16 protein-coding genes and 1 pseudogene are annotated in these 21,557 nt (G+C 66.9%); 10 read left to right on the top strand and 7 right to left on the bottom strand.

Annotated features, from left to right (window positions below):
• Complete coding sequence (locus ACQPW1_RS26180; protein ID WP_433654170.1) at positions 1–2,118, top strand: MMPL family transporter; 2,118 nt, start codon at positions 1–3, stop codon at positions 2,116–2,118.
• 11 nt (positions 2,119–2,129) lie between these two features.
• On the opposite strand, the gene ACQPW1_RS26175 is transcribed toward ACQPW1_RS26180, so the two are convergent.
• From ACQPW1_RS26175 to ACQPW1_RS26160, 4 genes are all read right to left on the bottom strand, one after another.
• Entirely contained in the window at positions 2,130–2,978 is an 849-nt protein-coding gene (locus tag ACQPW1_RS26175; RefSeq protein WP_433654169.1) for a heme ABC transporter ATP-binding protein, read from the bottom strand.
• A 208-nt stretch (positions 2,979–3,186) separates the two neighbouring features.
• On the bottom strand, positions 3,187–4,293 hold the full coding sequence (locus ACQPW1_RS26170) for a FecCD family ABC transporter permease (protein ID WP_433654168.1): 1,107 nt from the start codon (positions 4,291–4,293) through the stop codon (positions 3,187–3,189).
• 13 nt (positions 4,294–4,306) lie between these two features.
• Complete coding sequence (locus ACQPW1_RS26165) at positions 4,307–5,374, bottom strand: heme/hemin ABC transporter substrate-binding protein (protein ID WP_433654167.1); 1,068 nt, start codon at positions 5,372–5,374, stop codon at positions 4,307–4,309.
• A 57-nt stretch (positions 5,375–5,431) separates the two neighbouring features.
• Complete coding sequence (locus ACQPW1_RS26160; RefSeq protein WP_433654165.1) at positions 5,432–6,403, bottom strand: aldo/keto reductase; 972 nt, start codon at positions 6,401–6,403, stop codon at positions 5,432–5,434.
• A 269-nt stretch (positions 6,404–6,672) separates the two neighbouring features.
• Here ACQPW1_RS26160 and ACQPW1_RS26155 point away from each other — a divergent pair, with 269 nt between their 5' ends.
• The 4 genes from ACQPW1_RS26155 (at position 6,673) to ACQPW1_RS26140 (ending at position 9,890) form a co-directional block, all read left to right on the top strand.
• Positions 6,673–7,599 carry an undecaprenyl-diphosphate phosphatase gene (locus ACQPW1_RS26155; protein WP_433665339.1) on the top strand — a complete coding sequence of 309 codons (927 nt, stop codon included), beginning with the start codon at positions 6,673–6,675 and terminating at the stop codon, positions 7,597–7,599.
• Positions 7,600–7,666: 67 nt separating this feature from the next.
• A complete protein-coding gene (locus ACQPW1_RS26150) occupies positions 7,667–8,419 on the top strand; it encodes a histidine phosphatase family protein (RefSeq protein WP_433654164.1) in 753 nt (250 codons plus the stop codon).
• Between the two features lie 79 nt (positions 8,420–8,498).
• The gene (locus ACQPW1_RS26145; protein WP_433654163.1) at positions 8,499–9,083 is read left to right on the top strand and encodes a DUF3090 domain-containing protein; all 585 of its coding nucleotides are present in this window, start codon (positions 8,499–8,501) and stop codon (positions 9,081–9,083) included.
• Positions 9,084–9,086: 3 nt separating this feature from the next.
• A complete protein-coding gene (locus ACQPW1_RS26140; RefSeq protein ID WP_433654162.1) occupies positions 9,087–9,890 on the top strand; it encodes an SCO1664 family protein in 804 nt (267 codons plus the stop codon).
• 241 nt (positions 9,891–10,131) lie between these two features.
• Here the strand turns inward: ACQPW1_RS26140 and ACQPW1_RS26135 are convergent, their stop codons facing one another.
• Positions 10,132–10,515, bottom strand: a complete 384-nt coding sequence (locus ACQPW1_RS26135; protein ID WP_433654161.1) for a DoxX family protein — start codon at positions 10,513–10,515, stop codon at positions 10,132–10,134.
• A gap of 608 nt (positions 10,516–11,123) precedes the next feature.
• On the opposite strand from ACQPW1_RS26135, the gene mshC reads away from it, so the two are divergent.
• The 4 genes and pseudogenes from mshC (at position 11,124) to ACQPW1_RS26115 (ending at position 15,451) form a co-directional block, all read left to right on the top strand.
• Entirely contained in the window at positions 11,124–12,362 is a 1,239-nt protein-coding gene (gene mshC / locus ACQPW1_RS26130) for a cysteine--1-D-myo-inosityl 2-amino-2-deoxy-alpha-D-glucopyranoside ligase (RefSeq protein WP_433654160.1), read from the top strand.
• A gap of 544 nt (positions 12,363–12,906) precedes the next feature.
• On the top strand, positions 12,907–13,965 hold the full coding sequence (locus tag ACQPW1_RS26125; protein ID WP_433654159.1) for an MBL fold metallo-hydrolase: 1,059 nt from the start codon (positions 12,907–12,909) through the stop codon (positions 13,963–13,965).
• Between the two features lie 179 nt (positions 13,966–14,144).
• Positions 14,145–15,266: pseudogene (locus ACQPW1_RS26120) on the top strand (IS701 family transposase); the annotation flags it as partial.
• 20 nt (positions 15,267–15,286) lie between these two features.
• Complete coding sequence (locus ACQPW1_RS26115; protein WP_433653860.1) at positions 15,287–15,451, top strand: hypothetical protein; 165 nt, start codon at positions 15,287–15,289, stop codon at positions 15,449–15,451.
• A 260-nt stretch (positions 15,452–15,711) separates the two neighbouring features.
• Here ACQPW1_RS26115 and fadD11 read toward each other — a convergent pair whose 3' ends face one another.
• Together fadD11 and ACQPW1_RS26105 are read right to left on the bottom strand one after the other, a co-directional pair.
• On the bottom strand, positions 15,712–17,532 hold the full coding sequence (fadD11, locus tag ACQPW1_RS26110; protein WP_433654158.1) for a fatty acid--CoA ligase FadD11: 1,821 nt from the start codon (positions 17,530–17,532) through the stop codon (positions 15,712–15,714).
• A 347-nt stretch (positions 17,533–17,879) separates the two neighbouring features.
• On the bottom strand, positions 17,880–18,671 hold the full coding sequence (locus ACQPW1_RS26105; RefSeq protein ID WP_433654157.1) for a GNAT family N-acetyltransferase: 792 nt from the start codon (positions 18,669–18,671) through the stop codon (positions 17,880–17,882).
• A gap of 85 nt (positions 18,672–18,756) precedes the next feature.
• On the opposite strand from ACQPW1_RS26105, the gene ACQPW1_RS26100 reads away from it, so the two are divergent.
• On the top strand, positions 18,757–21,543 hold the full coding sequence (locus tag ACQPW1_RS26100) for a heavy metal translocating P-type ATPase (protein ID WP_433654156.1): 2,787 nt from the start codon (positions 18,757–18,759) through the stop codon (positions 21,541–21,543).
• Positions 21,544–21,557 lie beyond the last annotated feature (14 nt).

The raw sequence follows: 21,557 nt of genomic DNA, 5'->3' as shown, positions 1-21,557 counted from the left end.
GTGCGTGCACCGCAGGACGATTCGAAGCTGCACTCCGGGTTGTTGCGGTGGGGCCGGTTCGTTTATCGGCATCGGTTTCTGGTGCTCGGTGTGTTCGCGTTGGCGGTGTTGGCGTCCGGTTGGTACGGGCGCGATCTGGCGGGGCGGTTGACGCAGGAGGGGTGGTTCGACGAGTCCAGCGAGTCGGTGGCGGCGTCGAAGATCGCTGACGCGACCTTCGGTCGGGATACCGATAGCGACTTGATCGTGCTGTACACCGCGCCGGAGGGGACCACCGTCGATGATCCGGGCGTGCGGTCCGCGGTGACGGGGGCGTTGAACGGGCTACTCACGCGGTACCCCGACAACATTCTGAAGATCGACAGCTACTGGGACAGCCCGTTCGCGGCCAATGCCACCGATCCCTCGCACACCCACGCGTTCGCCAGCGTTGGCCTGCGAGGCGAGGGGACCGCGACTGTCGAGAACTACTCCGCGATCAAGGACCATCTGGGTGCCGGGAGTGTCGGCGGTGGGCCCGGAGGGACCACGGTGCAGCTGGCCGGGTTGCAGCCGGTGCTCGCGGGTCTCAATACCGGGATGCAGAACGACATTCACCGTGCCGAGATCATCGCGCTGCCGTTGGTGGCGATTCTGTTGTACTTCGTGTTCGGTGGGGTGGTCGGGGCGTTGCTGCCGGTGCTGATCGGTGGCATGACGATCATGGGGACCGCGGGCATCATGCGGGTGCTGACCGGGCTCATCGATGTGAACGTATTCGCCAGCACCGTCATGACTTTGGTGAGTCTCGGGTTGGCGATCGACTATGGGTTGTTCACTGTCACTCGGTTCCGCGAGGAGCTTGCCGCGGGGCGCAGTGTGGAGGAGGCGACCGCGCGCACGGTGGCGACCGCGGGGCGCACTGTGCTGTTCTCGGCGGCGATCATCGCGGTCAGTCTCGGTGCGCTGTTCATCTTCCCGAACGGGGTGCTGCGGTCGGTGCCTTACGGCGGGATCAGTTCGGTGCTGCTGGCGGCCCTGCTGTCGGTGACCGCGTTGCCCGCGGCGTTGAGCATCGCGGGGAAGCGGATCGATCTGCTGGGCTGGAAACGGTTCTCCCGCAGTAAGACCGAGGCCCAGATCGATGCGGGCTTCTTCTCGCGGCTCGCGCAGTGGTCGATGCGTCGGCCGTGGGCGGTGGCGGTGCCGATCGTGCTCGCGCTGCTGGCGTTGAGTATTCCGTTCCGCCACATCGAGTTCGGTGGGATCAGTGAGAAATATCTCGGAGCGGAGAACCCGGCTCGGGTGGCGCAGGAGCGGTTCGACGAGCTGTTCCCGAGTTTCCGCACCGAGCCGTTGAAGCTTGTGGTGCGTGGCGCGAATCCGCAGCAGCTCAGTGATATCCGGTATGAGGCGAGCCAGATTCCCGGGCTCACCGGACGATTCGAGCCGTCGGTGCCCACCAAGGACGGCATCAATGTGCTGCAGGCCGGGCTGACGGACAAGCAGGATTCGGATCGGGTGATCTCGGCGTTGCGGGCGATTCCGGAACCGCCGGGTGTGGACGTCATGGTGGCCGGGGTGCCCGCGCTGGAGCGGGACAGTATCAACGGTCTGTTGGACGGACTGCCACTGCTGGTGGCGATTCTGGCGGCGGCCGCGTTGACGCTGATGTATGCGGCGTTCCGATCGATTGTGTTGGCGGTCAAGGCTGTTGCGATGAGCGCCTTGAGTTTGGCGTCGACGTTAGGTGTGCTCACCTGGGTGTTCGTCGAGGGGCACGGTGCGGGGTTCTTCCACTTCACGCCCGGCCCGTTGATGTTCGCGGTCCTTGCGCTGATCGTCACCGTGGTCTTCGGACTGTCCACCGACTATGAGGTGTTTTTACTGTCCCGGGTGGCCGAGGCGCGTGCCGGTGGGGCCGAACCACGCGAGGCGATCCGCTATGGAATTGCCCACACCGGCGGCGTAATCACCTCCGCCGCAGCCATTCTGATCGTCGTCACCGGCGCCTTCGGCTTCTCCGACCTGGTCCTGATGAAGTACATCGCCTACGGAATGATCGCCGCCCTGATCCTCGACGCCACCGTCATCCGAATGCTACTGACCCCGGCGGTACTGAAGTTGATCTGGCGCTGAAGGACCGGGGATCAGCGGCGGACGGGGAGGACCAGTTGGGCGCCGGTGACTGGGTGGTTGAGCACTTCGACGGGGTGTTGGTAGACGCGGGTGAGGAGGTCGGTGGTGAGGACCTGGCGGGGTGGGCCGTCGGCGGCTATGCGGCCGGATTCGAGGACGGCGACGCGGTCGGCGTAGGCGGCGGCGATGCCGAGGTCGTGCAGGACTACGACGACGGCGGCGCCCGCTTGTGCGCGGGTGGTGGCCAGGTTCAGGACGGCTTCCTGGTGGCCTAGGTCTAGGGCGGCGGTGGGCTCGTCGAGGAGCAGGGTGCCGGTGTCCTGTGCGAGCACGCGGGCGAGGGCGACGCGGGCGCGTTCACCGCCGGAGAGGGTCGGAAACGACCGTCCGGCAAGGTGTTCCACGTCGGCGGCGGTCATCGCGGCGGCAATGCGCTCGTCGTCGAGTTCGCGCCGTTCGGTGCGCAGCCACGGTGCGCGGCCCATTGCCACGACTTCGCGAGCGGTGAAAGGGAAACCGACGGTGTGCGTTTGGGGGAGCACGGCCCGGCGACGCGCCATATCCAGCGGCGACCAATGCGCCAAAGCCTGCCCCTCGAGCTCGACCGCCCCCTCACTCGGCGTCAACTCCCCGGCCAGCGCGGCCAGCAACGTGGACTTCCCGGCCCCATTGGGCCCTACCAGCGCAACCACTTCGCCCGCAACAACATCGAAGTCCACGTCTTCGAGCACCCGCCGCTGCGCAGACTTAGCCCCCCGCCGATCCACACTCACCCCCCGCGCCCGCAAGGTAACCGCCCCCTTCTCCGGCACAACAGGCAACTCATGCGTCCGCGCAAACACCTGGCGAACCCCGCTCACACCCCACCCCCGCAAGCGTCGACCGTCACAGTGAAACCCGATGGACGCCAAGCCGTTTCGGCAACCCTCGCGCGCACGGGCCGGGTCACATACCAGCCGCACTCGTCAGACATTGACGCAGTGTTCAGGGAGGTCCCACGCGACTCTGTGCAGCTAGGCGCTTGGCCGAAACTCGGTGAACGCCAAGGTCGGTGGGTGATCAGACGCATCATGCCCACCCACCAGCGCGGGCTCGGGTGCGGCGGAGCAACCAGAAGAAGAACGGGCCGCCGATCAGCGAGGTGAGCATGCCGAGGGGAAGGTCGGCGTTGTGGACGAGGGAGCGGGCGGCGACGTCGGCGGCGAGGAGGACGACGGCGCCGAGGATGGCGCTCAACGGGATCAGGACGCGGTGGGCTGGGCCGGCGAGCATGCGGACCAGGTGCGGGACAATGAGGCCGACGAACAGGACGATGCCGGTGAACGCGACGCCCGCGGTGGCGAGGATGGCGACGACCAGGATGACGTTGCGGCGCAGGCGTTCCACGTCGACGCCGAGGTGGCGGGCGGAGGCTTCACCGAGGGCGAGCAGGTCGAGGCGCGGGGCGATGATGATGGCGGCGGTGACGCCGACCGCGGTGAGAATCGCCACGATGGTGACCGAATCCCACGTCGCGCCGTTCAGTGATCCCAACTGCCAGAACACGATCTGATCGCGCGCGGCCGGGGAGGCAACGAACAGCAGGTACGCGATCAACCCGCCCGCGAAGGCGTTGATCGCGACACCGGTGAGCACGAGGGTGACGACTTCGGTGCGCCCGTTGGAGCGGGCAAGCAGATACACCAGCGCCGTGGTGGCCAGCCCCGCGACGAACGCAGCCGCGGCCACCGACCAAGCGGCGACGAACGCTCCACCGATGACGATGACCGTGCCCGCACCGACCGCAGCACCCGCGGAAACCCCGATAACCCCCGGTTCCGCAAGCGGATTCGCGAACACACCCTGCAACAACCCACCCGCCGTCGCGAGCGCCGCACCGACCAGCATGGCCAGCAGCACCCGAGGGAATCGCACTTGCCACAGCGTCACCTCACCGGCGGGATGTGCGGGCATCGGCCCCCAATCCAGCCCTATCCGGTGCAGCACACTGCCCGCCACCTCGGCGGGCGTGGTCGGCACCTGTCCGATCGCGGCCGACGCCAGCGCGAGCGCGATCAGCCCGATGATCGCCACCGCGAACACCACTGTCGTGCGCGAACGTCCGCGTGATTTCGGGGCAGGTGGCAAAGACGGTGCCGCGGCTGGTTTGGTCTTGGTGCCGGCGGATTCGGTCATGCGAGCCGGCCGGTCATGCGGGCTTGGTTCCGTACACGGCCGCGCTGAGAGCCGTGATCACCCGGCCGGTGTTGGGCCCATAACTCAGGATCACCTGGTCCGACATGTCGACGACCCGCTTGTTGCGCCCGGCCGGGGTTTGCGCGATGCCCGGCACCTTCTCCAAACCGTCCACTCCGCCAACGGATTTCAACCCGTCCGACATCACGAGCAGCAGGTCGGGCGCGGCACTGATCATGGCTTCGCTGGTAATCGTGATGAACGGTTCGGACAGCGCGGAACCCGCGTCTTGCCCGCCGAGTGCGGCGATCAACGAATCCGCACCGGACCCCGGTCCGGCGAGCATGGTGATGGCGGTGCTGCGCAGATAGAGGAATGCCATCTTCAGCTGCGGATCCTGTTTGGGCACAGCGGCGATGGCGGCGTCGATCTCGGCGCGGGTGCGTTGCCCGAGCGCCTTGCCGCGGTCGGGTACCCCCAAAGCGGCTGCCACGGCCTCGATCTGGGGGACGACACCGTCCATGGTGCGCTTCGGATCGGCGAAGACGACGTTCACACCGGCGGCGCGCAACTGCTCACGCAACTGCGGTGTCACCGTCACGTCGTCGGTCAGGAAAACCGAAGGACGCAGTGCCAGTAGCGCTTCCAGGTTCAACGAACCGTTGCCGCCCGCCACGTTCGGCACGTCGCGGATAGCGGGGATTGCGACGGTGCTGCGACCGATCAGCTTGGGGCCCAAGCCGAGCGCGTACACGATCTGCGAGAGGGTGCCGTAGCGATCGACCGCGATGATGCGAGTCGCATCGGTGATGGTCACGTCCGCGCCGTCGAACGAGCGCACGGTGACCGGCAACACCGGCGTCGGTTCCGGTCCGATCGGCACCGGATCGAGATCGGTCAGCGCCGCGGTGGCCGGGCCGCGCTGCCCGGAGCCGGTCGCGGCGGTGTCGGTGCCGCACGCGGCGGTGGCCACGACCAGGGTCACCGCGAACAGCGCGAGCACACAGCGCGACCATCCGGATCGAAGACCGGCGATCCGCTGCGTTCGGACGGACGGGTCGCCGGACGTCGCATGCCTCATGTAGGCAAGCCTAAGACGTGCCCTGCGGCGGCAGGCATCGGGTCCGTGCCGGTCGCGCTACTCGGTGCGGGCACTGACATCGTCGAGTGCGGCCGCGATGGCGCGCGGCAGTTCCAGGGTCTCCGCGGCGAGCACGCCGGTGAGCTGCCCGATATCGCGGGCGCCGACGATCATGCTCGCGATGCCCGGCCGATCCCGAATCCAGGCCAGCGCGACGGCTAACGGTGACGTACCTAACCCATCAGCCGCGGTCACCAGAGCGTCCACCACGCGAGTCGCGCGCTCGTCGAGGCTGCTGCGGATATCGGCCGCGGTGGCCTCGTCCGCACCTCGTGAATCCGCGGGCACCCCGTCGCGGTACTTGCCGGTGAGAATCCCACCGGCAAGCGGTGCCGAGGCGATCACGCCGACACCGTGATGCAGCGCGGCGGGCACGAAATCGGTCTCCGCGTCGCGAGCCAGCAGCGAATACGGCGTCTGCGCAACACTGATCGGGGCGACGGCGGCGAGACTCGCCAGCTGCCAGGCACCGAACCCACGCACGCCCGCGTAACGAACCTTCCCCGCCTGCACCACCTGCTCCAGCGTGGCCACCACCTCGTCGAGCGGCGTCCGCGGATCCCACACGGCGACATTCCAGATGTCGAGATGATCGGTGCCGAATTCGAGCAGCGTCCGATCGAGCTGACGCAGCAGCGCACGACGCGAAGTATCGATGGCGGTCTTTGCCGTCGCGTCGGGCACCGCCGGACCCGCAGGCGCGGGTGTCACGCGCGGCGCGAGACCCGCGCAGCCGCTGAGCACCAGATCGTCACGAGAGACGAGATCGCCGAGCAGTTCGGCCAGAATCCGCTGCGCGCCACCACCGACATACGCGGGGGAGGTGTCGACGAGCGTGCCGCCCGCCTCGATGAACGCCACCAACTGCACGGCCGCCTCGTCGGCATCCGTATGCGAACCCCAGGTATGGGTCGCAAGCCCTATCCTGGACACCCGTAGGCCGCTGCGGCCGACCGTCCGCTGTTCCATCACCGTGTCCGCGCAATCGTCACGGCGCCAAGCCTAGAGCGTGCGCGGTCGTCCGGGCGCCTACCCGCACAGTGGCTCGCGCGTCGCTCGCGATTGCGGTGCGAGCATGCCGCAATGGCCGCGACACTGTACTGTCGCTGCGGGATTGCGCCGGTGCTCACTCGCGTGCGACCCATCTGTTGACCAATTGCCCAGTCGGAACAGTTCTTTCGGGCAAGAACGCGTGGAGGCGGCATGAGACACCAGGAGACCGTGTGACGGGCGAATCGATGACCTGGATACAGGCGCTCGTACTCGGCCTGGTGCAGGGACTCACGGAGTTCCTGCCGATCTCGTCGTCGGCACATCTGCGGATCGTGTCGGGGGTGTTCTTCGGCGACGACGCGGGTGCCTCGTTCACCGCCGTGACCCAGCTCGGCACGGAGGCCGCCGTCCTGGTGTATTTCGCCAAGGACATCTGGCGGATTCTGCAGGCGTGGTTCAGCACTGTGCTGCGCAAGCTGTCGTCGCGGGAAACGGTCCCGATCACCGATCAGGTGACGACGCGGCTGCCCGTGGTGACCATGGGACAGGCCGATCGGTACTTCGACGAAGAGCGGCAGCGCGAGCTGGACTACCGGGTCGGCTGGTATGTGATCATTGCCACCATCCCGATCGGCGTGCTCGGCTTCCTGTTCAAGGACGTGATCCGGACCGCGGCACGCAATCTGTGGCTGATCTCGTTCATGCTGATCGCGTTCGCGCTGGTGATCGCGGCGGCCGAGTATTACGGACGCAAGCTGCGTCCGCTCGAGCAGCTCACCACCCGCGACGGGCTCGTGATGGGTTTCGCGCAGTGTCTCGCGCTGATTCCTGGTGTGTCTCGCTCGGGTGCCACGTCGTCGGCGGGTCTGTTCCTCGGGCTGACACGCGAAGCGTCCGTACGGTTTTCGTTCCTGCTGGCGATTCCCGCGGTCACCGCTTCGGGCCTGTTCAGCATCCCGGACGCGTTCAAACCGGCCGGTGAGGGACTCAACGCCAGCGGCGCCCAGTTGATCGTGGCGACGCTGCTCGCGTTCGTCGTCGGATACGCGTCGGTGGCGTGGTTGCTGAAGTTCGTTGCCAAGCATTCGCTGGACTGGTTCGTCGGCTACCGGATCGTGCTCGGGTTGACCGTTATGGGACTGCTGGCAACGGGTGTCGTGTCGGCCACATGACTACAGCATCGCGCAGCGATTCCGTGGGGGGCGGCGGTCGGGCGACGGGCGGGCTTAGGCTGACTGTATGACGGTGATTCTGCTCCGACACGGAGTCTCGACCTCGAACACCGCCCACACGCTGGCCGGTCGCAGTACCGGCGTCGAGCTGACCGAGCACGGCAACGATCAAGCCAAGGCCGTTGCCGACCGGCTCGCCGGGCTACCGATCGAACGCATCGTGCACTCTCCGCTATTGCGCTGTCAGCGAACGGTGGCGCCGCTGGCGGAGAAGCTGGGGCTGGAACCGGTCTTCGACGACCGGCTGATCGAGGTCGATTACGGCGAATGGACCGGGCGGCCGATCGCCGAACTGCTGGCCGAACCCTTGTGGAAAGTGGTGCAGCGGCACGCCTCCGGCGCGGTTTTCCCGGGCGGCGAGGGGCTGGCGCAGGTGCAGACCCGCGCGGTCGCGGCGCTGCGCGAGCACGATCGGGCGCTGGCCGAACAGCACGGGCACGACGTGCTGTGGGTGGCCTGCACCCACGGTGACGTCATCAAATCCGTGCTGGCCGACGCATTGGGCATCCACTTGGACGGATTCCAGCGGATCGTGGTGGAGCCCGCGTCGATCAGCGTCGTCCGGTACACGCCGACCGCGCCCTATGTGTGGCGGCTCAACGACACCGGCACCGACCTGTCCGCGCTGTCGAATCAGCCACGGCCCGTTCCCGATTCCGGCTCCGATAAACAAGACGCCGCGGTCGATACCTCCGGGCCCGTTCCCGGCGGCGAGCTAGGTAGTGCGGGGAGTGGGGATAATGGGAATGCGGAGCGCTGAGATTCCTTGTACTCGGATAGTGGGCGTTGTATCCCAGCGCCGTGGGTAGTCGATCAGGGTCACGTATCAGGAGGTGCATGTGTCACGCGCAATCCATGTATTTCGCACCCCCGATCGTTTCGTCGCCGGGACCGTCGGTGAGCCGGGCGATCGTTCGTTCTATCTGCAGGCCATAGAGGAACCGCGGGTTGTCAGTGTGTTGCTGGAGAAGCAGCAGGTGAAGGTGCTCGCCGACCGGATGGGTTTGCTGTTGGACGAGGTGGCCCGCAGGTTCGGCGCCGAGGTGCCGCCGCAGGCCGAGGACATCGGCGACACCGCGCCGCTGGTAACGCCGGTCGACGCGGAGTTCCGGGTCGGCACCATGGGGCTCGGCTGGGATGCCGACGCGAATGCCGTGGTCGTCGAGTTACTGGCGATCACCGAGACCGAGGTCGACGAGTCGGTCGTGCTCGACGACACCGAGGAGGGCCCGGACGCGGTCCGCGTGTTCCTCACCCCGATTCAGGCGCGCGAGTTCGCGCTGCGTTCCACCAGGGTGATCGCCGCGGGCCGTCCGCCGTGCCCGCTGTGTGGCGAGCCGCTGTCGTCCAAGGGGCACATGTGCGTGCGCACCAACGGGTACAAGCGCGGCGATATCTTCGGCGCGGCCGAGCTAGAGGAGTGATCGGTGACGCGGGCCGGGGACCGGTTCCACAGCGGCGAGCTGACGGTGATCGGGCGGATCAGCACTGCAAGTAACGTGACCCTGGTCTGCGACATCCTCGATGAGGTCGAAGCGCCACTGCGGGTGGTCTACAAGCCGGTGCGCGGTGAGCGGCCGCTGTGGGACTTTCCGGATGGCACGCTCGCGGGGCGGGAGGTGGCGTCGTATCAGATCTCGGCCGCGGTGGGCTGGGGGGTGATTCCGGAGACGATTCTGCGCGAGGGGCCGTACGGGGTCGGGATGGTGCAGCGTTGGGTCGAGGGGGTGGACAACCACACCGAGCAGGGGGACCGGCTCGATCTGGTTGATCTGTGTCCGCCCGGGGCGGTGCCCAGTGGTTTTCATGAGGTGTTGCGGGCGCAGGATCCGGCGGGCAATGAGGTGTCGTTGATTCACGCCGACGATCCCAGGCTGCAACGGATGGCGGTGCTTGATGTCTTGTTGAACAACGCTGACCGTAAGGGCGGTCATGCGTTGGAGGGGGTGGACGGTCAGGTTTACGGGGTAGATCACGGCATTTGTTTGCACACTGAGCACAAACTGCGCACTGTGCTGTGGGGGTGGGCGGGGCAGCCGCTCAGTGATGCACTCGTGGCCGATATCACCGCGTTCGCCAAGGAACTGCCTGGTGCTGTTGCCGACGGCCTTTCTGAGCACATCACGGAGGCCGAAATCGAGGCACTGGTCGACCGGACGCAAGAGTTGGTCGACGATCCGGTGATGCCGACACCCCGTACGTCGCGGCCGATTCCGTGGCCCGCCTTCTGAATCTGGTTGCCGCTGAGAATGATTCCGTCACCTGAATGGCAGTGAATGCGGAGTTGCAGACCGTGCCGAATAAGGTGCGATTCTTCGCAATTCGCTGCTGACATGTTCTGCTGACTCGGATCGGCCAGCGGGCGCACCATGATTCATGGCTCGCAGCGGCAGGCGGCACCGATTGGGTGAGGCGATACCGCCGCTGCCTGCCGAACGTACTAGCGCCCGTTGGCATTTGTGCCAGGCTGGGTCAGCTCGTGAAGCAGTACGGACCGAAGCGCCCCCAGGCGATGAAGACCGCTAGAGCGAGATACACGAGATTCACCGCCACGAACTTGATTTCACCCTGCCGATAATGGGTGATCATGGCGCCGACCATCAGCACGACCCAGCAGACAGCTGTCACCGGCACCAGAACCGGCGCGATATCGAGCACAGCGGGCAGAGTCAGCCCGACCGCGGCCAAGAGTTCGAGGACTCCGAGCGTCCTGACGAACCCGACACCACCGATTTCGGTCCATTTCCCACCAGGCGCCGCGGCGAGTTTATCCATCGGCACGAACGTCTTGCTGATGCCGCCGCCCAAGGCGACAGCGGCCAGCAGTCCGGTGGCGATCCACAACGTGAGGTTCATCAGTTTCTCCTTGCGAGGGCGTCTGGCGCCGGTGGTAACTCGTCGGCATAAGACGCCGACGACCCGAGCCGCGTGACGCCTCTCGTGCGTGACGTGCGCCATAGACGGGCGGACATGCCCAGCGCCGCAGTTTCGTGCGAGGTCTATTCGGGCACCGTCAGCGCTCGAAGAGCACCGTCACCGGCGGCGTGGCCGGGTCGAGCGGAATCGCCCCCGTGTACCGATGAGTTGTGAGCTGTCGGCGTCGACAAATGTCATTGCAGTACAAGCTCATTGGCGCGCGCGGCGTCGTTTCGAAGCGAATCGGCATCGAGTGCGGGGCTGCGTGCTGTGCCGATCGCGGGTGCTGGCACCATCGATCGGCCTGGGATTTCCCGTTGCCCTTGCGCGGCCGGGACGCTACCGTCGGCGGTTGATTCGGTGGCGCGCGGTGCCGCGGCGTGTTCGCGGGCGGGGATCGGCCGACAGCTGATTCTGCGAGAGCGAAAATCTTGACATCCCATGATTTGCTGAAAAACGCAGGTCGGGAGAGGCAGGTCAGGGGCGTAAGGCGGGCGCAGGACCGGGGCGGGGGGCGATGACCTCGACCACACCTTTACCCTCGAATCATGCAGTCCTGGTCCGATACCGCCCTACCCACCATCCCCGGAGCAGGGCCACCGTTGCGGTTGTACGACACCGCCGACCGTCAGGTACGGCCGGTGACACCCGGTGCCACCGCCACCATGTACGTCTGCGGGATCACCCCTTATGACGCCACCCACCTCGGTCACGCCGCCACCTACCTGACCTTCGATCTGGTCAACCGAGTGTTGCGCGACGCGGGCCACGAGGTGCACTACGTGCAAAACGTGACCGACGTGGACGACCCGCTGTTCGAGCGGGCCGAGCGCGACGGCTTGGATTGGCGCGAGCTGGGCACCCGTGAGATCAATCTGTTCCGCGAGGACATGTCGGCGCTGCGCATCGTGCCGCCGCGGGAGTACGTCGGCGCCATCGAATCCGTCGATGAGGTCGTCGAATTCGTGCAGAAGCTGCTGGCCTCGGGCGCGGCCTACATCGTCGATGACGCCGAGTTCCCCGACGTGTACTTCCGTGCCGATGCCACCGAGCAGTTCGGCTACGAATCCGGCTACGACCGCGCCACCATGGAACGCCTGTTCGCCGAACGCGGCGGCGACCCCGACCGCCCCGGCAAGCGCGACACCATCGACGCGCTGCTGTGGCGTGCCGAGCGTCCGGACGAGCCGTCCTGGCCGGCCCCGTTCGGCGCGGGCCGCCCCGGCTGGCACATCGAGTGTTCGGCGATCGCGCTCAACCGCATCGGCCCCGAGTTCGACATCCAGGGTGGCGGCAGCGACCTGATCTACCCGCACCACGAGTACTCCGCCGCGCACGCCGAGTCGCTCATCGCGGGCCGCCGCTTCGCCCGCCACTACGTGCACGCCGGTCTGATCGGCCTCGACGGCGAGAAGATGTCGAAGTCCAAGGGCAACCTCGTGCTGGTCTCCACCCTGCGCCGCAGCGGCGTCGACCCGGCCGCCATCCGCCTCGGCCTCCTGTCCGGCCACTACCGCCAGGACCGCATGTGGACCGACGCGGTACTCGTGGAAGCCAAGACCCGTCTCGACCTGTGGCGCCGCGCGACCGCCCTCGCCACCGGCCCTGACGCCACCGATACCATCGCCCGCCTCCGCCAGCACCTGGCCGACGACCTCGACACCCCGAAAGCCCTGGACGCCCTGGACAATTGGGCCCGTCAGGCACTCGACTACGGCGGCTCCGACCCCGAGGCCCCCGCCTCGATCGCCGCCGCCATCGACGGCCTCCTCGGCATCAGCCTGTAGTTCGCCCTCGCACATCCGATCGTTGCCCCGCGCAACCCGCAGCACGCTGAGGGGTATGCGATGCGACGGACAGATGTGCGAGGAAAGATGCGCTACACCCGTGCGGCCGGTCGCGCGTCGACGAGCGTTCCTCTGCGAGTTGACGCCCCTCGTCGCGGCTGGTGTAGGACAGCGTGTCGGCGATAGGCGTGTGAAGGTTCGGATCGGCGAGATCGCCGAGTGATCATGTAGCGAGCGAAACGACCGCGCAATTGGGCGGCCGCGTAGAGCGTTGCCGGTCGTCGGCCAGATGAGCGCTCACAAGCGGGGTGTCGGCCAGCCCGTCGTGGCCGAGGACCAACGATCTCAGCCTGCCTTGTCGTAGGGGACCGGCTGATCGGCCTCGGCGTCACCCGACGGCGCATTTGGTCGGCCTGATGTGATCGACACCGAGGTGCAGGCGACACCCACGGGATCAGCTGAAATGGTTGCCGGGGGTGGCGTTCCGTGATGTGGTACTGCGGTGTGCAACATTCCTGGGCGGGGTTTGATCGGGCGGCGGACGATGTTGGGCGGTGCGCTCGGGGCCGGGGTTTTGCTGGCTGCGGGGCGGTTGACGGCGTCGGCTGATCCGGCTGCGCCGCAGACTGTGGCCGCTCGGCAGCGGTTCTTCGGGGTGGACACCGTCGATGCGGCAACCGGTGCGGTGCGGGCAGACCGGGTAGTGCTGGCGTGGGTGGGATGCACGACGTATGCGATGGCCATCGGCGGGTCGGTGTTCCTGCTGGACGCGTGGGTGCCTCGGCTCACCAGCACCGGATATGTGCCCGCCACACCGCAGGATCTGGCGGACCTCGCGCCCGAGGCGATCTTCATCGGGCACGGGCATTTCGATCATGCCGGTGATGCTGGGCGGATCGCGCAGGTGTCCGGCGCGGTGATTTACGGGACCGCCGACCACGGCGTGAGTATCCGTGCGCAGGTGAATGATCCGGCGTTCCGGACCGTCGCCCTCGGGGACGCGAATTCGATACCGGGGGAGCGACACGACTTCACCGTCGGCGCGGTCGAGGTGACCGCGATCCGGCATATACATTCCGCACCCACCGCCCCGGAGCGACCCGGCGGCTCGTCTCCGTTCTTCCCGATGCCGGAACTCTGTGCCCTGGTACAACATCCACCGACCCTGGCGGGCGTCTTGCAGAGCGTCCCGCGGCTGAACGACCCCGAGGGCGGATCGCTGCTCTACCAATTCCGCGTCCCCGGTTTCTCCTTGGTCTGGCACGATTCCACCGGCCCACTCACCGAGAAGGCCCCGAACGTCTTCGACGTCTTCGCCGCGCTACCCCCGACCGACCTCCAAATCGGCGCCGTCCAAGGCTTCAACCAGATCACCAACGGCCTCCGCGACCCTCGCCGCTACATCGAAGCCATCACCCCCACCCTCTTCGTCCCCACCCACCACGACAACTGGCTCCCCGGCATCACCGCAGGCGCCGCCACCTACGACCCACCCCTCCGCGACGAACTGACCCGAATCCCCACCCCGACCCGCCCCGAACTCCGCTCCCTCCACGACCCCACCGGCTACATCCGCCCAGACCGCCTCACCTTCCCCCTATAGCCGCCCCACGAACGGCCGACCGGCACATGGTGCGGTCGATCACGTGGGCTGCCGCCGGTGAGTGGCACATGGCTTTTGGTGGGGGCTGCTATTGGCAACAGCCGCACCTTTTCTCGGGATCTGCACTGCCTTAGTACTGCAACGGCACCTATGTGAGTGAGTGCTGGTAGATCTGGTGTGTGGTGTTGGATCGTGTTGTGGCCGAGTTGGATTCGTTGATGTCACGGATTGCGGGCAGGTTCGCCCGGTCCGAGCCGCGGGAGCGGGCGCGGGAGTATGTGTCGGGGCTGTTGGCGGGTTTGGAACGCAAGAACGGGTGGACGCTCGCTGAACGTGCTGGTGAGGGCAGTCCGGACGGGATGCAGCGGCTGCTGCGCAAGGCTGATTGGGACGTCGATGCGGTGCGTGATGATGTGCGTGACTATGTGGTCGAACATCTGGGTGATCCCGAGGCTGTGCTGGTCGGTGACGAGACCGGATTCCTGAAGAAGGGCGTGAAATCTGCTGGGGTGCAACGCCAGTACTCCGGCACTGCCGGTCGCACGGAGAATTGCCAGATCGGGGTGTTCCTGGCCTACGCCTCGCGCCACGGGCATGCCTTGATCGATCGTGAACTCTATGTTCCCGAGTCGTGGACCTCGGATCGAGACCGCTGCCGCGACGCCGGGATCCCCGACGAGGTCGAGTTCGCGACCAAAGCGCGGCAGATGATCGCCATGCTGCAACGGGCGCTGGCCGCGGCAGTGCCGTTCGCGTGGTTCACCGCCGACGAGGTCTACGGACAGGCGCCCTACCTGCGGGACTGGCTCGAGGACCAGGACGTGTCCTATGTGCTGGCCACCCGCTGTGACCACCAGCTGAGCACCCGCGCCGAGCGCACCGCACGCGCCGACGAACTGATCGCCGACCTCGCCGCAAGCAAGTGGCAGCGGCTCTCGGTCGGAGCCGGCGCGCACGGACCCCGCGAATACGACTGGGCACGCCGCCCGATCGAGGGGACCTGGGCCCGCGGGCGCGGGCACTGGCTGCTGGCACGACGCGCGTTGAGTCCCAACAGCAACGGCGTCTACGAGATCGCCTACTACATCTGCTACGGCCCGCACCGATCCCGCCTGGTCGACCTGGCCTGGGTCGCCGGGTCACGCTGGCATGTGGAGGAGGCGTTTCAGCAAGCCAAGGGCGAAGCCGGGCTCGATCACTACCAGGTCCGCAGCTGGCGGGCCTGGTACGCCCACATCACCCTCTCGATGCTCGCACTCGCCTGGCTGGCAGCGTCGAAAACCCTTGCCGCAAAAGGGGAACCAGCGAACTCGAGCAAGACATGATCGCGCTCACGCTACCGGAAATCCGCCGCCTGCTCATCGCGTTCGTGCTCACCCCACACCATGTCGCCGATCACATCTGGGCCTGGTCGAGCTGGCGGCGACGCCGCCAGCACCAAGCCCGGTTATCGCACTACCGGCGGCGCGGCCACCCACTCACCTGAGTGCCGTTGCAGTATTAGGGCCCTATTGCGAGTGCGGATCCCGAGTCAGGGTGCGGATTTCGACGCGGATCCCACGGAATACCTAGGCGGTCAAGGCCGTGCGCCGAACGGGACAGCGGCGGAACGTGAGCCGCCTGCGCGATGTCTCGCTGAGCGGCCAGGTGCGGTGTCGCGGTTGCATGCGACGCATACTCGCGTTGCACGCATCGGCGCCTGCGTGGGATATGTTGCGCCAGAACGTGAGTGGGCGCTCCGTTCGGCTAGCCGATGGTTGTTGTTTCGGCGGGGACGGTGGGTTCGTGGACTCCGGGGGCTAGCTCGGGGGAGTACAGGCGGTCGATGTCGGGGGCGTATTTGTTGGCGATGGGTTTGCGGCGGAGTTTCATGGTGAGGGTGATTTCGTCGCCGCCGGGTTCCCAGAAGGCGGGGAGGACGGTGAAGCGTTTGATCTGTTCTACCCGGGACAGTTTGGTATTGCCTGTCGCGACGCCGCGGGCGATTTCGGCGATGACGGCGGGGTCGCCGGCGAGGGCGGAGGCGGAGGCGTCGGGTAGACCGTGCTGGGCGGCATAGGGTGCGGCGGTTTCGGCGTCGATGACGATGAGTGCGGTGTTGAAGGGGCGGCGGTCACCGATGGTGGCGATGGAGCCGATCAGCGGGGTCGCGGCTTTGATGGCGTTCTCGATGTTGGCCGGGGACATGTTCTTTCCGGCGGAGTTGATGATGAGTTCTTTCTTGCGGTCGACGACGCGGAGGTACCCGTCGGCGTCCTGGGTGAGGATGTCGCCGGTGTGTAGCCAACCGTCGGCGTCGAGGGCTTCGGCGGTCTTGGCCGGTTCCTGGCGGTAGGCGCGCATGATCGAGGGGCCGCGGATGAGGAATTCGCCGTCGTCGGCGATGGTGGCTTCGAGGCCGGGCAGCAGCCTGCCGACCGTGCCGAGCCGGGCTTCCTGAGGTGGACTGACGGTGGCGATGCAGGTCACCTCGGACATGCCCCACACTTCCGAGATGGGAATGCCGAGGCCGAAGAAGAAGCCCAGCGTCTCCGCCGGGATGGGCGCGGCACCCGACATCGCCCACTTCACTTGATCCAGGCCGAGTTTCGCGCGCAGCTTGGACAGCACGGCGGCATCGGCCTTCGCCCACTCGGCCGCGAGCGCGTCGTCCATGGGTTCGCCAGCGAGTTCCGCGGCGGCCTTGCGTGCGGCGACACTCAGCCCCCACTGCAGGCCGGCGCGGGTGGCGTCGTCGGGTTCGTTGGCGGCCGCGAATTCGAGTGCGGCCTTGAACTTTTCCCACACACGCGGGACGGCGCCCCAGATGGTGGGCCTGGCATCCAGTAGTGCGGCGAGCACTTGGCTGCGATCGGGCACCACGGTGATCTGAATGCCGAACACCTCCTGTAGGTACAGGTTGGTGAATCGGTCGGCCATGTGCGCGGTCGGCAGGTACGAGGTTTGCCGGTCACCGAATTCGACTGGTAGCGCCGTGACGAAGGCGTGCGCGTCGAACAGCAGGTTGGCGTGGGTGAGCTCGACGCCCTTCGGGTTGCCGGTAGTTCCGGAGGTGTAGCACAGCGTCACCACGTCGTCCGGTTGCACCGCGCGCCAGCTTGCCTCGAAGTCGAAATCGCTGCGCCCCAACGACTTCAGCTCCGCGACGCTGATCGTGCCGTCCGGCGCACCGTCGAGGCAGACGATGGTCTCGATCGGCACTCCGCACGACCGGATCCGGTCCACGTACTGCGCCTCGCAGATCACCACCCGGTTGCCCGCGTTGCCGAACACGTAGTTCAGTTGCTCGGGGACCAGCGTGTTGTACACGGAAAACGAAGTGGCTCCGGCGTGCTGCGCGCCCACCTCGAGCGGATAGAACTCGACTCGGTTGGCCATCATCAACGCGACCGTGTCGCCGCGGCCGATCCCGAGCGCGTTCAACCCCGCCGCGATCTCCCGGACCTGCGCGGCGTAGTCCCGCCAGGTCAAACTTTGCTCGCCGCCGATCGACCGGACCGCAACCGCGTCGGGATCTATGGACGCAACCCGCTGAAACGCGGCACAGGAGGTAGTTGGTTCGGACATCGCAACCCCGTTCAGAACAGCTGTCTATCTCTCTGAGACGGTAAATGCCGCGAACCGACACGGGGGACGTTTCGGTCGATTTCCGCGCGGTGGGGTGCTGTTGGCGTGCTAGCCGGTCGAATGCCTCGGCCGGGTGCGGAGGTGCGGGATACATTGCGGGACAAGTGGAGTGGTGCACGCGTGGACGAGTCCGCCAAGGATTCGTCTGTCTTGCTTTGCGGGCTACGGAGTGAGCGCCATGCGTAGGGCCGAAGCCCAGCGCCACGCGTCGGGCTGAAGTCCAGCGCCATCTGTAGCGCCGAAGCCCAGTGCTATGCACCGGGCCGAAGTTCGCTAGCGGGCTTCGGTCAGGGCCGCGGGGGCGTCCAGACGTACGGTGTCGTGGTGGTGACGGCGTGGAAGCCGAGGCGGCGGAGGATCGGAGCGCTGTCGTCGGAGGCGTCTACCTGCAGGTATCGGATGTCGCGGGCGATCGCGAGTTCGGTGCGGGCGGCGACCAAAGCTCGGTAGATTCCCTTGCCTCGCCAGGCGGGCAGGGTGGAGCCGCCCCAGAGACCCGCGAATTCCGTGCCTGGGCTGACGACCATCCAAGCCGCCGAGACCACTTCGCCGTCCGCTTCGGCAACGAGGACGGTGGTGTTGTCGGGGGCGGCGGCGACACGGCCGATGAGGTCATCGCCGAGCCAGCTCATGTCCTGACCCCAGACGGTCGATTCCATGGCGGCGATGCGGTGCAGATCCGGTGCTGCGGCAACCTCTCGAATGCGGACACCGTCAGGAATGACCGCTTCGGCGGGCAACTCCGAAGCCGTGGCGATGAGGATGGTCTCCTGATCCTCGGGGGTGAATCCCGCGGCCAGCAGATGATCGGGCAGGTCCTCGGGCAGATCGTGCCCGCGAGTCGTCCACTCCACAGCCTCGCCGCGGGCCGCGAAGTAGTCACGCTGCCGCTCGATCAGCCGATCCAGTTCTGCGCCAAGGACTCCCACATCCGGCGGAGCGCTGACGTACCCGCGGAACCTCCCGACGACGCGGACCACCGGACCATCCTGCTCCCAGGTCACGCCCGCGGGCAGGTTCTGCGGTGCCCCGCGCATCTGCTCGTCGTAGGTCGCGAGCAAGCTGGTGATGTCTGCCACGGGCTAAACAGTACGAGCCCGTGACAACTGGTTTTCGCGCTTCGGCGTCGGCGATTCATATTAGACACCTACCCCGTAGGGGTATATGGTCGAGCTGGCCGACGGCACGCCTCGACTCGATCAATCGAGCCGAGCTTTCCGAACGAGGAGTGAAGACGTGAACCACGACCCGCAGGACCGCAACCCGGCACACCGCACCGCCGTCCTCGACGTGCGCGGCGTCCGCTGGGCCAGCCAAGGCAACGTCGTCACCGCCGTACTCCGCCGCAGGCCGGGCGTCCTCGACGTAGCAGCCAACCCGACCGCCCAAACCGCCACGGTCGCCTACGACCCCACCCGCACCTCGGTCGCCGAACTCGCAGGCTGGGTCCGCGACTGCGGATACCACTGCGCCGGGCGCTCAGTCCCGAGTCACATCTGCGATCCACTGGTCGAGCCGCACGCCGACGGTCACGCGGCAGACTCTGACAACATCGCGTCCGCGGGGACAGCCGCCGCCCATGATGGATCCGGCACGCATGGCGATCACGCCGCGCACGCGGTACGTGCCGCGCACGTCGATCAAACGAAGCCAGACGCACATGCCGGGCACGCAGTACTTGATGGGCACGTCGTTCGCGACGCACGCATAGACGTCGCCGATCGCGATGTGACCGGAAGGCATGTCGCACATGCGGATCACGGCGATCACATGAGCCCAGACGCACATGCCGGGCACGACTTGATCAATGAGCACAACGGTCACGCCGATGACGGCGCGCACGGTGGAGCTGCTGGCCACGACGGCCACGGTGACCACGGCGGATCCGGTGGGCATGCGGGGCATGCCGGGATGTCTATGGCGGACATGGCTGCTGATATGCGGAATCGGTTTGTGGTGGCGGCTGTGTTCGCGGTGATGGTGATGCTGTGGTCGCCGATGGCTACCGACATGTTCGGGGTGCACCTGCCGGTGCCGTTCGGGATGCGGCAGGACATTTGGGCGTTGATCTCGAGTTTGCCGGTGATCTTCTATTCGTCGGCGATCTTCTTCACCGGCGCGGTGGCGGCGTTGCGGGCGCGCACGTTGGACATGATGGTGCTGGTCGCGGTGGGAATCGGGGCAGGTTGGTTGTATTCGCTGGCGATCACGCTGACCGGCGGCGGGGAGGTGTTCTACGAGGCCTCGACGATGCTGGCAACCTTTGTGCTGCTTGGTCATTGGTTCGAGATGCGGGCTCGGGGCGGGGCGAACGACGCCATTCGCGCGCTGCTGGATCTGGCGCCGCCCAAGGCGGAGGTGATTCGCGACGGCGAGCCGGTCGAGGTGCCCACCGCGGAGGTGGTGGTCGGTGACCTGTTGCTGGTGCGGCCGGGCGCGAAGATCGCCGTCGACGGTGTCGTCGAGGAGGGCGACAGCGAGGTCGACGAGTCGATGGTGACCGGCGAGAGCATGCCGGTGCACAAGGAAGCGGGCGCGACGGTCATCGGCGCGTCGTTGAACACCAACGGCACCCTGCGGGTGTGCGCGACCAAGGTCGGTGCGGACACCGCGCTGGCGCAGATCGTGGAACTTGTTCAGCAGGCACAGAATTCGAAGGCACCCGGCCAGAAGCTGGCTGACCGCGCCGCATTCTGGTTGGTGCTGGTCGCGCTGATCGGCGGCGCGCTGACGTTCGCGGTGTGGCTGCTGGTTGGTGCCTCGTTCGCCAAGGCGATGCTGTTCGCGATCACCGTCGTGGTGATCACCTGCCCCGACGCCCTCGGTCTCGCCACCCCGACCGCGATCATGGTCGGCACCGGCCTCGGCGCGAAACGCGGTGTGCTGTTCAAGAATGCGCTCGCCTTGGAATCCGCGGCACGCATCCAAACGGTAGTGATGGACAAGACCGGCACCCTGACCAAGGGCGAACCGGAAGTCACCGATGTGGTGACCGCCGAAGGGTATTCGGCCGACGAGGTGCTCCGCCTGGTCGCCGCCGTCGAACGCGAATCCGAACACCCCCTCGCCGCCGCCATCGTCCGGCACGTCGAAACTCTCGGCGCCGCAACCCGAGTCGGTAGCGCATCCGGCCACGCAGGCGCCTCCGGTCATGCGAGGTTGTCCGCCGACAAGTTCGAGAATGTGCCCGGTCACGGCGCTATTGCTGAGGTCGACGGACATCGCGTCGCCGTCGGCAACCGACGATTGCTGGAGCGTGAGGGCATCGACCTCGGATCGCTTGCCGCGCAACGTGATCGGCTGGCCGACTCCGGCCACACTGCCGTTCTCGCCGCGATCGACGGGACTGCCGTCGCGGTGATCGCACTCGCCGACGCACCGCGCGACACTTCTGCCGCCGCGGTCGCCGAGCTGCATGACCTGGGCATCGAAGTGGTGATGTTGACCGGCGACAATCGCGCCACCGCCGAGCGCATCGCCGCCGATCTCGGAATCGATACCGTGATCGCGGAGGTTCTCCCCGGCGACAAGGCCGCGAAAATCGCTGAGCTGCAACGTGATGGCCGCAAGGTCGCCATGGTGGGCGACGGTGTGAACGACGCCCCGGCGTTGGCGGGTGCCGATCTGGGCATCGCCATCGGTGCGGGCACCGACGTCGCCATCGAAACCGCCGACCTCGTCCTGATGCGCTCCGATCCACTCGACGTCCCCACCGCCCTGCGCATCGGCCGCGGCACCCTGCGCAAGATGCACCAGAACCTGGCTTGGGCGGTCGGCTACAACACGATCGCGCTGCCGATAGCCGCGGGCGTCTTCGTCCCGGCCTTCGGTTTCACCCTGCGTCCTGAGATCGCCGCCATGTCGATGTCGGGTTCCAGCATCATCGTCGCGCTGAACGCGTTGGCCCTCAAACGCCTCCGCCTGCCCGGTCAGTCCTCGACCGCCGACTAGTGTGAGGATGGTGA

Origin of the sequence: Nocardia sp. CA-128927 (assembly GCF_050955855.1) — a bacterium.
In the GTDB taxonomy this organism is placed as follows: domain Bacteria; phylum Actinomycetota; class Actinomycetes; order Mycobacteriales; family Mycobacteriaceae; genus Nocardia.
The sequence above is the reverse complement of the archived record's forward strand: the minus strand, read 5'-3'. Positions and strand labels throughout refer to the sequence as shown.

Excerpts from the sequence above, each read along its gene's own strand:
- ACQPW1_RS26150 (WP_433654164.1), top strand. The coding sequence starts at position 7,667 with ATGACGGTGATTCTGCTCCGACACGGAGTCTCGACCTCGAACACCGCC.
- ACQPW1_RS26100 (WP_433654156.1), top strand. The coding sequence starts at position 18,757 with ATGGTCGAGCTGGCCGACGGCACGCCTCGACTCGATCAATCGAGCCGA.
- ACQPW1_RS26115 (WP_433653860.1), top strand. The coding sequence starts at position 15,287 with ATGATCGCGCTCACGCTACCGGAAATCCGCCGCCTGCTCATCGCGTTC.
- ACQPW1_RS26165 (WP_433654167.1), bottom strand. The coding sequence starts at position 5,374 with ATGAGGCATGCGACGTCCGGCGACCCGTCCGTCCGAACGCAGCGGATC.
- ACQPW1_RS26170 (WP_433654168.1), bottom strand. The coding sequence starts at position 4,293 with ATGACCGAATCCGCCGGCACCAAGACCAAACCAGCCGCGGCACCGTCT.
- fadD11 (WP_433654158.1), bottom strand. The coding sequence starts at position 17,532 with ATGTCCGAACCAACTACCTCCTGTGCCGCGTTTCAGCGGGTTGCGTCC.
- ACQPW1_RS26160 (WP_433654165.1), bottom strand. The coding sequence starts at position 6,403 with ATGGAACAGCGGACGGTCGGCCGCAGCGGCCTACGGGTGTCCAGGATA.
- ACQPW1_RS26125 (WP_433654159.1), top strand. The coding sequence starts at position 12,907 with ATGTTGGGCGGTGCGCTCGGGGCCGGGGTTTTGCTGGCTGCGGGGCGG.
- mshC (WP_433654160.1), top strand. The coding sequence starts at position 11,124 with ATGCAGTCCTGGTCCGATACCGCCCTACCCACCATCCCCGGAGCAGGG.
- ACQPW1_RS26155 (WP_433665339.1), top strand. The coding sequence starts at position 6,673 with ATGACCTGGATACAGGCGCTCGTACTCGGCCTGGTGCAGGGACTCACG.
- ACQPW1_RS26135 (WP_433654161.1), bottom strand. The coding sequence starts at position 10,515 with ATGAACCTCACGTTGTGGATCGCCACCGGACTGCTGGCCGCTGTCGCC.